Raw genomic sequence first — 13,106 nt, 5'->3', positions numbered from 1 at the left:
TGCACAGCCCGGCGGTGATAAATCTCCTCGCCACAAGAGCCGCGCTCGGCTTTGTCTTCTTGAGTCAACTCTCACTGGTTTTTTCGTTTTTCGTGCCCATATCCTTTGGCAAAGTTACTCGATGTGGCTGCCCACTGTGGAAGCAGCGGGTATGCTGATGGCCTGCCAAAGGAGATTGAAGATGGCCTATGATTTTGACCTGTATGTGATTGGCGCCGGTTCCGGCGGTGTGCGGGCTGCGCGATTCGCTGCCGGGTTCGGGGCCAGGGTGGCCGTGGCGGAAAGCCGCTACCTGGGCGGTACCTGTGTGAACGTGGGCTGTGTGCCGAAGAAGCTGCTGGTCTACGGGGCCCATTACGCCGATGATTTCGAGCAGGCTTCGGCCTACGGCTGGACCGCCGGCGAGGCGAGTTTCGACTGGGCCACCCTGATCGCCAACAAGAATCAGGAAATCAACCGCCTCAACGGTATCTATCGCAACCTGCTGGTCAACAGCGGGGTGACCCTGCATGAAGGCCACGCGAAGGTCACCGGCCCCCACGAAGTCGAGATCAACGGCCAGCGCCACACCGCCGAGCATATCCTGATCGCCACGGGCGGTTGGCCGGTGATCCCGGACATTCCGGGGCGTGAGCACGCCATCAGCTCCAACGAGGCGTTTTTCCTCAAGGAACTGCCCAAGCGCATCATCGTCGTGGGCGGTGGCTATATCGCAGTGGAGTTCGCGGGTATTTTCCATGGCATGGGGGCGCAGACCTCCCTGCTGTATCGCGGTGAGCTGTTCCTGCGGGGCTTTGACGGCGCAGTGCGCAAGCATTTGGCCCAGGAACTGACCCAGCGCGGCCTGGACCTGCGGTTCAACGCCGATATCCAGCGCATCGACAAGCAGGCGGATGGCAGCCTTGAGGTCACGCTCAAGGACGGCAGCGTCCTGTCCACCGATTGCGTGTTCTATGCCACCGGCCGGCGACCGATGCTCGATAACCTCGGCCTGGAGAACACCGCGGTGACCCTGGATGAGAAAGGCTTTGTCCAGGTCAACGAAAGGTACGAGACCCAGGAACCGTCCATCCTGGCCATCGGCGACGTGATCGGCCGTGTGCAGCTCACGCCCGTGGCCCTGGCCGAAGGCATGGCGGTGGCGCGACGGCTGTTCAAGCCCGAGCAGTACAGGCTGGTGGATTACCGGATGATCCCCACGGCCGTGTTCAGCCTGCCCAACATCGGCACGGTTGGCCTGACCGAGGAGCAGGCGCGGGAAGAGGGGCATGAGGTGCAGGTTTTCGAAAGCCGCTTCCGACCGATGAAGCTGAGCCTCACCGACAGCCAGGAGCGCACGCTGATGAAGCTGGTGGTGGACGCCCGGACCGACAAGGTGCTGGGGTGCCACATGGTCGGGCCGGATGCCGGTGAAATCGTCCAGGGGTTGGCCATCGCCCTCAAGGCCGGGGCTACCAAGCGTGACTTCGACGAAACCATCGGCGTTCACCCGACCGCCGCCGAAGAGTTCGTCACCATGCGTACCCCCACCGCCTGAGCCACTGGCGAGGCCCGATGGCTGGAGGCTGCGTTTTCTTGACCTGCGTCACCCTGACGCAAGATAGGGAAGCGTGGCCTTCGGCAGCTTCTATGCTTGGGTTCTTCTATCTATAGAGATTCCTGATAGCCAAAACCAATTATTCGCATGAGCTTTGCCAATGAGCCAGCATGGGAATGAATGGGTAAGCTTCACTCCATCAACTTTTCAACCCTGACGGAGAAACATCGATGCCTATCATCAACAGCCAAGTCAAACCGTTCACCGCTACCGCTTACAAAAACGGCAACTTCGTTGAAGTCTCGGACGCCGACCTGAAAGGCAAGTGGTCTGTCGTGTTCTTCTACCCAGCCGACTTCACCTTCGTCTGCCCGACCGAACTGGAAGACCTGGCCGACAACTACGCCGAGTTCCAGAAGCTGGGCGTGGAGATCTACAGCGTGTCCACCGACACTCATTTCGCCCACGCTGCCTGGCACAACACTTCGCCAGCCATCGGCAAGATCCAGTACACCATGATCGGCGACCCGACCCACGTGATTTCCCGCAACTTCGACGTACTGATCGAAGAAGTCGGCCTGGCTGACCGTGGCACCTTCGTGATCAACCCTGAAGGCCAGATCAAGATCGTTGAAATCAACGACGGCGGTGTGGGTCGTGACGCTTCCGAACTGCTGCGCAAGGTCAAGGCCGCTCAGTACGTCGCCGCTCACCCGGGCGAAGTCTGCCCAGCCAAGTGGAAAGAAGGCGAGGCCACCCTGGCTCCGTCCCTGGACCTGGTCGGCAAGATCTAAGACCGTGAGTTCCTTGAGGGCGGTCATCCGCACCTGAGTAAGCCGCACCGCCCACAAAAAACGCCCGGGCGAGATTCGCTCGGGCGTTGTTTTTTCTGAAATTCAAAAAATGGAAATCGCCCGTATGTTGGACGCCAATCTTAAAGCTCAGTTGAAGTCATATCTGGAACGGGTCACCCAACCGATCGAGATCGTTGCATCCCTCGACGACGGTGCGAAATCCCAGGAAATGCTCGCTTTACTCAAAGACGTTGCCAGTCTCTCCGACAAGATTACCTTGCTCGACAACGGTAACGATGCGCGCAAGCCTTCGTTTTCGTTGAATCGCCCGGGAGCCGATATCAGCCTGCGTTTTGCCGGCATCCCCATGGGCCATGAATTCACTTCGCTGGTGCTGGCCCTGCTGCAAGTCGGTGGCCACCCGTCGAAGGCCAGTGTCGAAGTCATTGAACAGATCCGCTCCCTCAAGGGTGAATTCAACTTCGAGACTTATTTCTCGCTGTCGTGCCAGAACTGCCCGGACGTGGTCCAGGCGCTGAACCTGATGGCGGTGCTGAACCCGAACATCCGCCATGTCGCCATCGACGGCGCGCTGTTCCAGGCCGAGGTCGACGAACGCCAGATCATGGCGGTGCCGAGCATCTACTTGAACGGCGTGAACTTCGGCCAGGGCCGCATGGGGTTGGAAGAAATTCTCGCCAAGATCGACACCAGCGGCATCGAACGCCAGGCCGAGAAGATCAGCGCCAAGGATGCCTTCGACGTGCTGGTGGTCGGCGGTGGCCCGGCCGGTGCTTCGGCGGCGATCTACGCGGCTCGCAAAGGCATCCGCACGGGGGTGGCGGCCGAGCGTTTCGGCGGCCAGGTGCTGGACACCATGGCCATCGAGAACTTCATTTCGGTCCAGGAAACCGAAGGGCCGAAACTGGCTGTCGCCCTGGAAGAGCACGTCAAGCAGTACGACGTGGACATCATGAACCTGCAACGTGCCGATGCGCTGGTGCCGGGTAAAGAGGGCGAGCTGCACGAAGTCAGGTTCGCCAGCGGTGCGCGCCTCAAGGCCAGGACCGTGATCCTCGCGACCGGCGCCCGCTGGCGCGAAATGAACGTACCGGGCGAGCAGCAATACCGCAACAAGGGCGTGGCGTACTGCCCGCATTGCGACGGTCCGCTGTTCAAGGGCAAGCGCGTGGCGGTGATCGGCGGAGGCAACTCCGGTGTCGAGGCCGCCATCGACCTGGCGGGCATCGTGGCCCATGTCACCTTGCTGGAGTTCGATGTGCAATTGCGTGCCGACGCCGTGTTGCAGCGCAAGTTGCACAGCCTGCCGAACGTGACGGTGATCACCAACGCCCAGACCACCGAAGTGACCGGTGACGGGCAGAAGGTCAACGGCTTGCGCTACAAGGATCGTCCAAGCGCAGAAGTACACGATGTGGCGCTGGAAGGCATCTTCGTGCAGATCGGCCTGTTGCCCAACACCGATTGGCTCAAGGGTACCGTCGAACTGTCCCCACGTGGCGAGATCGTGGTCGATGCCCGTGGTGAAACCTCGATCCCAGGCGTGTTCGCCGCCGGTGACGTGACCACGGTGCCGTACAAGCAGATCGTGATCGCCGTAGGCGAGGGCGCCAAGGCTTCGCTGGGAGCCTTCGACCACCTGATCCGCACCTCCGCACCGGCCTGAGCGGCCGATCGCGGGCAAAAGGAAAACCCCATGAGCCTTGGCTCATGGGGTTTTTTATCGCCCATCATTCTGTGGGAGGGCGCTTGCTCGCGATGGCGGCGGGGCAGCTTGCCTCAATGCTGAATGTGCTGCCCTCATCGCGAGCAAGCTCGCTCCCACAAGAGGCATCAGTGCAGCTTACAGTGGCGCTGGCTGGATGATCTCGACCCAGTAGCCGTCCGGGTCCTTGATGAACGCCAGGCTTTTCATGCGGCCATCGTTCAGGCGCTTCTGGAAGTCACAGCCCAGTGCTTCGAAGCGTTCGCAGGCCGCGACGACATCCGGCACCGAGATGCAGATATGACCGAACCCGCGCGGGTCGGTGTTGCCGTCGTGGTAACTGAACGCCGGGTCGTTTTCGGTGCCGTGGTTATGGGTCAGTTCCAGGATGCCTGGTATCGACTTCATCCATTCGGTGCGTGCCGCGGCATCGGCCGGGATCTGGCGCTTGTCCACCAGGGCCAGGAAATACAGGCTGAATTCGGCTTCCGGGAAGTCGCGTTTTTCCACCAGGGAAAAACCCAGAACCCGAGTGTAGAAATCCAGCGATTTGGTAATGTCCTTGACCCGCAGCATGGTGTGGTTGAAGACGTAGTGGGTCGTGGCGGCATCGGGTTGGGCGGTGACGCCCGGGAAGTGTTCGAGTTCGTGCAGGCTCATGGGCCCTCCAAAAAGAAGTGAGGCAGACGGCGCCGCAGAGCGGATCGCGACGGTTCTGGGGCTGCGCTGAATGGCTTGCAGCATGATACGCAAGGGACGCGGCAACGCCAAACCGCGAGTGGCTATTGCCTGGGTTTGCGGCCGGCTTCAGACTTGCCGATCCGTCCTTGAGTGCAACCTGATGATTCGACCGCTCCTTTCGCTGTTTGTCCTGTCGTTTGCCTTCGTTGCGAGTATCGAGGCCCAGGCGGCTGAACCGCAGGTCGCATGGCCCGAGGGCTGGGTCGTCGAGTCGTTGCCTTCCGACGCCGTCACGCCAACCCGTCAAGGGACTACACGCCAGCGAGCGACCAAAAACGATGCCGCGGGAAGTGCATTGTTGGTCATGGAGCTGACTGCGACGCCTGTGGAACCCGATCATCAAGTCAACTTGCAGGGCGTGCTGCTGGAAATGCGCAAATCAATCCAGAAGGATTTTTTCCAGGGCGGTTATCAAAGTGTCTGCAATAAGATTCATGCTTCGATGTTGGGCGAGGCAACAGCTTTGGAGACCACTTGCACAATCACGCAAAATGGCCGGCACGTGTTGTCCCAGACTCTGGTTGCAGCACTAAATGCCGGGCGGGCGTATGTACTGTCCTATGCTGGGCAGGCGCAGGTGTTTGCCGAAAGCCAGGGGGAAATACAGGCGGTACGAAATAGCCTGAAACTATAAGGTTATCCGCCTGATACTCTGGGTTTAATCCAGAAGTTGAAGTCCATAAAAAAGCCCTGTTGATCAGGGCTTTCATTCAAGGCTGGATGTCAGGTACGTACCCAGGAGTCAACGGTCTCGGCGCCGTACTGCTCTTTCCAGGCTTTCAGGCCGCGGTGGTTGCCGCCCTTGGTTTCGATCAGTTCGCCGGTATGGGGGTTCTGATAGACCTTCACCACCCGTGCGCGGCGCGTTTTAGGCGTCTTGCCGGCCGCTGCCGCGCCTGCCTTGGCCGGGCCCGGATCGAGAATCGCGATGATGTCGCGCAGGCTCTTGCCGTAGGTTTTCATCAGTCCCTGGAGCTTTTCTTCGAATTCGATTTCTTTCTTGAGCCCGGCATCGTTCTTCAGCTTTTCCAGTTGTTTGAGCTGGTCCTGAAGGGCCTTTTCGGCTTTACGAAATTCAGCGAGTCTGGACAATTATCGTTACTCCAATCAAATATGTGGCTGATACCAACCGCAAACAAAGCTATAAGCCAAGCGCCTTGACGCGACTCGGTGATAAATGACTCCCTGCTATCCAGCACAGGTAGAAAAATTGTAGTAGTTAAACCGGGGAGTGTAAATCGTAACTTTTTCGTTATGTAACAATGGCAAACGTTTTCCTACTAGTTGGAGTCCCGGCAGGCACGCCGCGTCAGGGCTTTGAGCCAACTACGATGCATTAGATAATTCGACGCAAAGTTGCAGCTCCACTGTCCCTTAATTGCAAAGTGTTATCACACAGTGGCGCATGTCAGGCTCTGTACGAACAGTCTTGAGCCGAAGGCAGGCAAGGCGAAAACAGCCAAGCAAGCGCAGTTCATTGGAGTACATGAGTAATCCGAGGCTGTTTTCAGCGCAGCATGAGCGAGTCTCAAGGTTGTTCGTACAGAGCCTGATTCAGGTGGATCTGGCCAAGTCGATGAACGCCTGGGTGGCAGGCGAAACCTGGCGGCTGTCCAGCACTGCCAGGCCGATCCGGCGCGGGACCCGTGGCGCCAAGGGACGGACTACGAAGCCGCAGTGCTCGCCTTCCGGTAGCGAGCCTTCCGAGACCACGGTCACGGCTTCGCCCCGGCTCACCACATTCAACGTGCTGAGCACCTGCGAACAGCGATAGCGTACATTTGGTGTGAGCCGCTCGGCGTTGAACAGGCGTGTGACCAGCTCCGAGGAGCCGGCCTCGGTGAGCACGAAAGGGTCGTCGCACAGGTCCTTCAGGCCCAGGCTGGATCGGGCGGCGAGGGGATGGGTGGCGGGAAGCAGGGCCACCATCTGGTCCTCCATCAGGGCGACGGTATCGAAACGCTCCTCGGGCAGGACCACGAAGCCAATGTCGATCCGTCGTTCATCCAGCCATTGGATGACCTGGCGGTCCGGTCCTTCGTCGATATGAACCTCGATGCCCGGGTGCAACGCTCGATAGCGTTGCAGGATAGGGGGCAGCAACTTCATGGAGGAGGTCGGACCGAACGAGCCGATACGCAACGTGCCCCGGCGCATGCCCTGGGCGTCGGCGGCTTCCTGGCGCAAGGTGTTGGCCAGCCCGAGCATGGCCCGGGCCCGTGACAGCAGTTGCTGGCCAATGTCGGTGAGTTCCACCAAGGATTGATGGCGCCTGAACAATTCGACGCCCAGCTCCTGCTCCAGCGACTTGATAGCGTGGGATACCGCTGACTGGCTGACCCCCAGCCGCATCGCTGCGGCGGTGAACCCTCGCAGTTCAGCGACCAGGGAGAATATTTCGAGCTGGGTAAGGGTCATGAGTATTTGCTCATTTTACGATGATAAGACATGAGTTCGAGAATACGCCATGGCGGCATTCGATTGAACTGATGTGGTGAACCATGAAGACCCTTGAACAAACTGCTCCAACCTCCTCGGACCTGCCGGTGTACCTGAACCTGTCCATGGTCACCATGATCTGGGGCGGGACCTTCGTGGCCGGCAGGATGTTGTCCAGTACCCTGGAGCCCCTGCTGGCCGCCAGTCTGCGCTTTTCGCTGGCCAGTATCGCGCTGTTGCTGTTTCTCTGCCTGGCCAGGGTCGCGCTGGTCAGACCCACGCTGAAACAGGCGTTGCAACTGGCCGTGCTGGGGTTCTTCGGCATCCTTTTCTACAACCTGTGCTTTTTCCATGGGTTGCAATATGTCCAGGCGTCGCGCGCTTCGCTGATCGTGGCCTTGAACCCGGCGGTCATCGGCCTGGCGTCCTGGTGGTTGTTCAAGGAGCGGCTGGGCCCCTCAAAGGTCTGGGGAATCGTGTTATGCATCGGCGGGGCGGGTCTGGTGATCGTCAGCCGCGATCCGTCCTCGCTGCAGAGCGCCGCACAAGGCTGGATGGGAGACCTGCTGATTTTCGGCTGCGTGTTGGGGTGGGGTATCTATTCGCTGTTTTCCAGGAACCTGAACGACAGCCTTGGTCCGTTGCAGACCGTCACCTGGTCGATTCTGCTGGGCACGGGGATGTTGTGGCTGGCTTGCGTGGCCGGGGGCGAAGCTCGGCTGGAGCCGCTGCGTGGCCTGGATATGCGCCAGTGGCTGAGTCTGCTGTACCTCGGTGTGTTGGGCTCGGCCCTGGCCTACATTGCCTGGTACGAGGGTATTCGCCGGATCGGCGCCACCCGCTGCGGCGTATTCATTGCGCTCAACCCGCTCACCGCCGTGCTGCTGGGGGCCCTGTTGCTCGATGAACGACTCGGCGCGCTGATGGGCGTGGGCGCAGGATTGATCCTGACGGGCATTTTCCTGTGCAACAAGCCTCTTGCACGATCGGCGCAAAAGACGATTTGATACAGGAGGCGGACAAATCGGGTTACGCTGTGTAGAATCGGTTTACGCATATAAGAATAACGTCTTCTGGCAGCAGAAGCCTCGCCCGCAAGAGCCTTGGGTCGACAATGAAGATACTTGGGTTACAACTGATCTATGGCGATTTCCTCGCCCGCAGCGTTCGCGGTATTTCCTGCGCGCCACCCCGCGTCCTCAGCATCGCCAGCAACTAACGCTCCGTTAATTGACAAGCATGATGAGGCGCCGACATGGCAGATCTATACGAAAACCCAATGGGCCTGATGGGCTTCGAGTTCATCGAGTTCGCATCCCCGACTCCCAATACCCTGGAGCCGATCTTCGAGATCATGGGCTTCACCAAGGTGGCCACGCACCGTTCCAAGGATGTGCACCTGTATCGCCAGGGTGCGATCAACCTGATCCTCAACAACGAACCCCACAGCGTGGCGTCCTACTTCGCCGCCGAGCATGGCCCGTCGGTGTGCGGCATGGCGTTTCGCGTCAAGGATTCGCAGCTGGCCTACAAGCGAGCCCTGGAGCTCGGCGCCCAGCCGATCCACATCGAAACCGGCCCCATGGAGCTGAACTTGCCGGCGATCAAAGGCATCGGCGGTGCGCCGCTGTACCTGATCGATCGTTTTGGCGAGGGTAGCTCGATCTACGATATCGATTTTGTGTTCCTCGAAGGTGTCGACCGTCATCCGGTGGGTGCGGGCCTCAAAATCATCGATCACCTGACCCACAACGTTTATCGCGGCCGCATGGCCTACTGGGCCGGCTTCTACGAGAAGCTGTTCAACTTCCGTGAGATCCGTTATTTCGATATCAAGGGCGAATACACCGGCCTGACATCCAAGGCCATGACCGCTCCGGATGGCATGATCCGCATTCCGTTGAACGAGGAATCGTCCAAGGGCGCCGGGCAGATCGAAGAGTTCCTGATGCAGTTCAACGGCGAAGGCATCCAGCACGTGGCCTTCCTGACCGATGACCTGGTCAAGACCTGGGACAAGCTCAAGAGCATCGGCATGCGCTTCATGACGGCGCCGCCGGACACCTACTACGAAATGCTCGAAGGCCGCCTGCCGAACCACGGCGAGCCGGTGGGCGAGCTGCAATCGCGGGGGATCCTGCTGGACGGTTCCTCCAACCCGGACGACAAGCGCCTGCTGCTGCAGATTTTCTCGGAAACCCTGATGGGGCCGGTGTTCTTCGAGTTCATCCAGCGCAAGGGCGACGACGGCTTCGGCGAAGGCAACTTCAAGGCGCTGTTCGAGTCCATCGAGCGTGACCAGGTGCGTCGGGGTGTGCTGGCGACCGAGTAATACCTGAGCGCAAAAAAAAGCCCGCCTGGCAGTGATGCCAGGCGGGCTTTTTATTGAGCGACGCAAACCCTTGTGGGAGCGGTGTGTACGTCAGTCCCGGCGCCGCTGCCGCATCAGGTGTTTGAATCCCTCGAACACCAGCACCGCCACGGCCATCCAGATGGGGATGTAGGTCAGCCATTCAGTGGCCTTGATGCTTTCGCCCAGTAGCAGCGCCACGCCCAGCAATAGCACCGGTTCGACATAGCTCAACAACCCGAACAGGCTGAACGGCAGCAACCGACTGGCGACGATGTAGCACACCAGCGCAGAAACACTGATCACGCCGAGCAGCGGAATCAGCAGCGACAGCCACGGGTATTGATTGAACACCTCGAAACCCTGTTCGCCGCTTTGCACGAACCAGAGGGCCAGCGGCAGCATCAGGGTCATGTCCAGCCAGAGCCCGCCCAGGTTGTCGGTCTTGGTGCGCTTGCGCAGGATGAAGTAGAGCGGATAGCCCAACACCACCAGCAAGGTTGCCCAGGAAAAACCACCCACTTGGTACAACTCATTGAACACGCCAAGGGTGGCGAAGAACACGGCGACTTTTTGCAGGTAAGAAAGGCGTTCGCCATAGACGATGCGGCCGGTCAGGACCATCGACAACGGCAGCAGGAAATACCCCAGCGATACGTCCAGGCTGTAGCCGTTGAGCGGCGCCCACATGAACAGCCACAATTGGGCGCCCATCAGTGCCGACGAGGCTATTGCCGCGATCAACAGGCGTGGCGTGGCAACCAGGCGGCGGATCAGCGCCGTGACCAGGTGCCACTCTCGTGCCACCAGCATGAACACGGTCATGCATGGCATCGTCAGCAGCATACGCCAGCCGAAAATCTCCAGGCCGGTCAACGGTGAGAGCAGCGAGGTGTAGTAGTACATGACGGCGAACAGCGCAGAGGCTGAGACCGATAGAGCGATGCCTTTGGACACTGAGGCCTCTTATTTTGATGGGCAGGAACACCGTTGTGGTGAGAAGGGTAGTTGCGGCGAGGGAGCTCGCTCCCGCAGGGCAGCGTACCGAACCCTGGATTGCGGTCGCTCGCGGCCCAGCGGGAGCAAGCTCCCTCGCCAGGTTCTTGTTCGATGAGTGCTTAGGACGTCAGCGGCACGCGTCCCGGCACGAAATGCCCCACATCGTTGAACCCTGGCGTGGAGGCATGCCCCGGCGTCACCAACGAATCGATGAAGGCTTCATCCTCCGCGGTGATTTTCACGGCTTGCGCCTTGGTATAGGAATCCCACTGCTCCTCGGTACGCGGCCCGACGATGGCCGAGGTCACTGCTCGGTTGTTCAGCACCCAGGCGATAGCGAATTCGACGATCCCCACGCCCCGGCCCTGGGTGTATTGCAGGATCTGCTGGGCAATGCGCAGGGACTCGACCCGCCATTCGGTCTCCAGGATGCGCTTGTCCTGGCGTCCGGCACGGCTGTTGGCGTCCGGTGCCGCGTCTGGCGCGTACTTGCCGCTGAGGACTCCTCGGGCGAGGGGGCTGAAGGGCACCACGCCGAGACCGTAATGCTGCGCGGCGGTGATCTGCTCGGTCTCGGCCTGGCGATTGACGATGTTGTACAGCGGCTGGCTGATCACCGGGCGGTCGATGCCCAGGCTGTCGGCGATCCGGATCACTTCGGCGATGCGCCAGCCACGGTAGTTCGACAGGCCCCAGTAGCGGATCTTGCCCTGGCGAATCAAGTCGCCGATGGCCGACACCGTCACCTGCAGCGGCGTGTTGTGGTCTTCGCGGTGCAGGTAGTAGATATCCAGGTAATCGGTGCCCAGGCGAGTCAGGCTGGCCTCGATACCGTTGAAGATGTGCTTGCGGCTCAGGCCGCTGCGATTGGGCACGCCGTCCGCCGGGCCGAACCCGACCTTGGTGGCGAGCACCCATTCCTGGCGGCGGCTGGCAATCGCTTCGCCAACGATTTCTTCGGAGCGACCATTGGTGTAGACGTCCGCGGTGTCGATGAAATTGATGCCCTGGTCCCAGGCCTTGTCGATGATCCGCAGCGAATCCTCGGTGCTGGTCTGTTCGCCGAACATCATGGTGCCCAGGGTCAGGGTCGAGACTTGCAACCCGGAATGGCCAAGCGTGCGGTAGCTCATGACAAGATCCTTTCATCCATGGGAAAGGCCCAATCAAACCCCAGAACAGGCGCGCGGATCAAACAGATTTATCGGACCCCCTGAATCCCTGTGGGAGCGAGCTTGCTCGCGATGGCGTCGGATCAGTCGATATTGATGTTGACTGTTCGACCGCTATCGCGAGCAAGCTGAACTGGTCAAGTAATCTTGGACACCAGTTAAGGCTTACGCCGCCAGCCGTTCTTTGGCGACTGGTGACCGATAGTCGTTGTAGCTATGAGGCCTGACGGTGTTGTAGCGCGATACATAGCGCTGCACATCCGCTCGGGCTTCATGCTCGGATTCGTAGCCTGTTTCGGGTACCCACTCTGATTTCAGACTTCCAAAGAAACGCTCCATTGGGGCGTTGTCCCAGCATTCGCCTTTACGACTCATGCTCTGCTGTAGCCCGTGTTCCATCAGTACATTCCTGAATTTATGGCTGGTGTACTGGCAACCCTGGTCGGAGTGAAACAGCACGTTTGCAGGGCGACGGCGCACTTCAACCGCCATTCGTAGAGCTTCGCAGGTCAACGTGGCATCGGAGATCATCGAAAACGCCCAACCCACCACCCGGCGAGCATACAAATCCAGAACCGCCGCGAAGTACAGCCATCGCTTGCCCACCTTGATGTACGTCACGTCTCCACACCACACCTGATTAACCGCCGTCACATCAAACTTGCGCTTGAGTATGTGTGGCGCCACCAGCGCTTCCACCCCTGGTGACTTGTACTTATGACGCCTGCGCTGACGACTGACAATGCCTGCCTCTCGCATCAAACTGCGAGCCATAAACCGCCCGACACTGTGTCCGCTGGCTTGCAACTGCTTGGCCAAGGTGCGGGCCCCCGCCGACTCTCTCGACGCCTTGTGATGCTTGACCAGCACGGCCTTGAGCTTTTCTCGCCGAGGATTCACTTTGTCTTGGCGCTGACGCCAGGCGTAAAAGCTGCTGCGGTTGATGCCAAGCACCCGACAGCACTCATTGACGCCGTATTGCTCGCCCAGCTCACAGATCAACGAGAGTGATCTTTGGCGTCCAAAAGCAGGAGAGCACTGGCCTTTTTTAGGATTTCGATATCCCGATCCTTTTGCCGCAGCAACGCTTTGAGCTCCTGGATCTCACGTTGATCGGCGGTAATCGCTTTGGCCCCTGCCGGCGTTGAACCTTGGCGTTCCTGACGAACCTGATCGACCCAACGGCGCAAGGCTGTAGGGCCAATATCCAAACCGACACAGACCTCAGGTACCGATTGCCCCTCGTCCAGCACCATGCTGGCGGCCTTGAGTTTGAACTCTCTCGAATAGGATTTACGCATAGCCAAACACCTCAGATTTGGGCGCTATCATAGCGCCCGATTGAGGT

At 59.7% G+C, this 13,106-nt stretch carries 13 protein-coding genes; 6 read left to right on the top strand and 7 right to left on the bottom strand.

What is annotated here, in order from left to right:
• The first annotated feature begins 181 nt into the window (after positions 1–181).
• From gorA to ahpF, 3 genes are all read left to right on the top strand, one after another.
• Complete coding sequence (gorA, locus tag BT179_RS06850; RefSeq protein ID WP_072399036.1) at positions 182–1,537, top strand: glutathione-disulfide reductase; 1,356 nt, start codon at positions 182–184, stop codon at positions 1,535–1,537.
• Positions 1,538–1,767: 230 nt separating this feature from the next.
• Complete coding sequence (gene ahpC / locus BT179_RS06845; RefSeq protein ID WP_053157484.1) at positions 1,768–2,331, top strand: alkyl hydroperoxide reductase subunit C; 564 nt, start codon at positions 1,768–1,770, stop codon at positions 2,329–2,331.
• 124 nt (positions 2,332–2,455) lie between these two features.
• Entirely contained in the window at positions 2,456–4,018 is a 1,563-nt protein-coding gene (gene ahpF, locus BT179_RS06840) for an alkyl hydroperoxide reductase subunit F (RefSeq protein WP_072430587.1), read from the top strand.
• A 177-nt stretch (positions 4,019–4,195) separates the two neighbouring features.
• On the opposite strand, the gene gloA is transcribed toward ahpF, so the two are convergent.
• Positions 4,196–4,717, bottom strand: coding sequence for a lactoylglutathione lyase (gene gloA / locus BT179_RS06835; RefSeq protein ID WP_072430586.1), 522 nt, complete (start codon positions 4,715–4,717; stop codon positions 4,196–4,198).
• Between the two features lie 181 nt (positions 4,718–4,898).
• On the opposite strand from gloA, the gene BT179_RS06830 reads away from it, so the two are divergent.
• Positions 4,899–5,432 carry a DUF4946 domain-containing protein gene (locus tag BT179_RS06830; RefSeq protein ID WP_072430585.1) on the top strand — a complete coding sequence of 178 codons (534 nt, stop codon included), beginning with the start codon at positions 4,899–4,901 and terminating at the stop codon, positions 5,430–5,432.
• Between the two features lie 89 nt (positions 5,433–5,521).
• Here the strand turns inward: BT179_RS06830 and BT179_RS06825 are convergent, their stop codons facing one another.
• Both BT179_RS06825 and BT179_RS06820 read right to left on the bottom strand, forming a co-directional pair.
• Positions 5,522–5,890, bottom strand: a complete 369-nt coding sequence (locus tag BT179_RS06825; RefSeq protein WP_072399032.1) for a histone-like nucleoid-structuring protein, MvaT/MvaU family — start codon at positions 5,888–5,890, stop codon at positions 5,522–5,524.
• A gap of 462 nt (positions 5,891–6,352) precedes the next feature.
• A complete protein-coding gene (locus BT179_RS06820) occupies positions 6,353–7,216 on the bottom strand; it encodes a LysR family transcriptional regulator (protein WP_072430584.1) in 864 nt (287 codons plus the stop codon).
• An 83-nt stretch (positions 7,217–7,299) separates the two neighbouring features.
• Here BT179_RS06820 and BT179_RS06815 point away from each other — a divergent pair, with 83 nt between their 5' ends.
• A complete protein-coding gene (locus tag BT179_RS06815; protein WP_072430583.1) occupies positions 7,300–8,244 on the top strand; it encodes a DMT family transporter in 945 nt (314 codons plus the stop codon).
• 248 nt (positions 8,245–8,492) lie between these two features.
• Positions 8,493–9,569, top strand: a complete 1,077-nt coding sequence (gene hppD, locus BT179_RS06810) for a 4-hydroxyphenylpyruvate dioxygenase (protein WP_072399029.1) — start codon at positions 8,493–8,495, stop codon at positions 9,567–9,569.
• Between the two features lie 90 nt (positions 9,570–9,659).
• Here the strand turns inward: hppD and rarD are convergent, their stop codons facing one another.
• From rarD to BT179_RS26960, 4 genes are all read right to left on the bottom strand, one after another.
• The gene (rarD, locus tag BT179_RS06805; protein WP_072399028.1) at positions 9,660–10,544 is read right to left on the bottom strand and encodes an EamA family transporter RarD; all 885 of its coding nucleotides are present in this window, start codon (positions 10,542–10,544) and stop codon (positions 9,660–9,662) included.
• A 161-nt stretch (positions 10,545–10,705) separates the two neighbouring features.
• Positions 10,706–11,719, bottom strand: coding sequence for an aldo/keto reductase (locus BT179_RS06800; protein WP_072430582.1), 1,014 nt, complete (start codon positions 11,717–11,719; stop codon positions 10,706–10,708).
• Positions 11,720–11,923: 204 nt separating this feature from the next.
• Positions 11,924–12,760 carry an IS3 family transposase gene (locus BT179_RS06795; RefSeq protein WP_072430581.1) on the bottom strand — a complete coding sequence of 279 codons (837 nt, stop codon included), beginning with the start codon at positions 12,758–12,760 and terminating at the stop codon, positions 11,924–11,926.
• Entirely contained in the window at positions 12,757–13,059 is a 303-nt protein-coding gene (locus BT179_RS26960; protein WP_072430580.1) for an IS3 family transposase, read from the bottom strand. Before BT179_RS26960 ends, BT179_RS06795 begins: the two co-directional genes overlap by 4 nt.
• Between the last annotated feature and the right edge of the window lie 47 nt (positions 13,060–13,106).

This window comes from Pseudomonas sp. NFACC43 (assembly GCF_900119645.1).
GTDB lineage: Bacteria > Pseudomonadota > Gammaproteobacteria > Pseudomonadales > Pseudomonadaceae > Aquipseudomonas.
The sequence above is the reverse complement of the archived record's forward strand: the minus strand, read 5'-3'. Positions and strand labels throughout refer to the sequence as shown.

Excerpts from the sequence above, each read along its gene's own strand:
- ahpF (WP_072430587.1), top strand. The coding sequence starts at position 2,456 with ATGTTGGACGCCAATCTTAAAGCTCAGTTGAAGTCATATCTGGAACGG.
- BT179_RS06800 (WP_072430582.1), bottom strand. The coding sequence starts at position 11,719 with ATGAGCTACCGCACGCTTGGCCATTCCGGGTTGCAAGTCTCGACCCTG.
- gorA (WP_072399036.1), top strand. The coding sequence starts at position 182 with ATGGCCTATGATTTTGACCTGTATGTGATTGGCGCCGGTTCCGGCGGT.
- BT179_RS06820 (WP_072430584.1), bottom strand. The coding sequence starts at position 7,216 with ATGACCCTTACCCAGCTCGAAATATTCTCCCTGGTCGCTGAACTGCGA.
- hppD (WP_072399029.1), top strand. The coding sequence starts at position 8,493 with ATGGCAGATCTATACGAAAACCCAATGGGCCTGATGGGCTTCGAGTTC.
- BT179_RS06815 (WP_072430583.1), top strand. The coding sequence starts at position 7,300 with ATGAAGACCCTTGAACAAACTGCTCCAACCTCCTCGGACCTGCCGGTG.
- ahpC (WP_053157484.1), top strand. The coding sequence starts at position 1,768 with ATGCCTATCATCAACAGCCAAGTCAAACCGTTCACCGCTACCGCTTAC.
- BT179_RS06830 (WP_072430585.1), top strand. The coding sequence starts at position 4,899 with ATGATTCGACCGCTCCTTTCGCTGTTTGTCCTGTCGTTTGCCTTCGTT.
- BT179_RS26960 (WP_072430580.1), bottom strand. The coding sequence starts at position 13,059 with ATGCGTAAATCCTATTCGAGAGAGTTCAAACTCAAGGCCGCCAGCATG.
- gloA (WP_072430586.1), bottom strand. The coding sequence starts at position 4,717 with ATGAGCCTGCACGAACTCGAACACTTCCCGGGCGTCACCGCCCAACCC.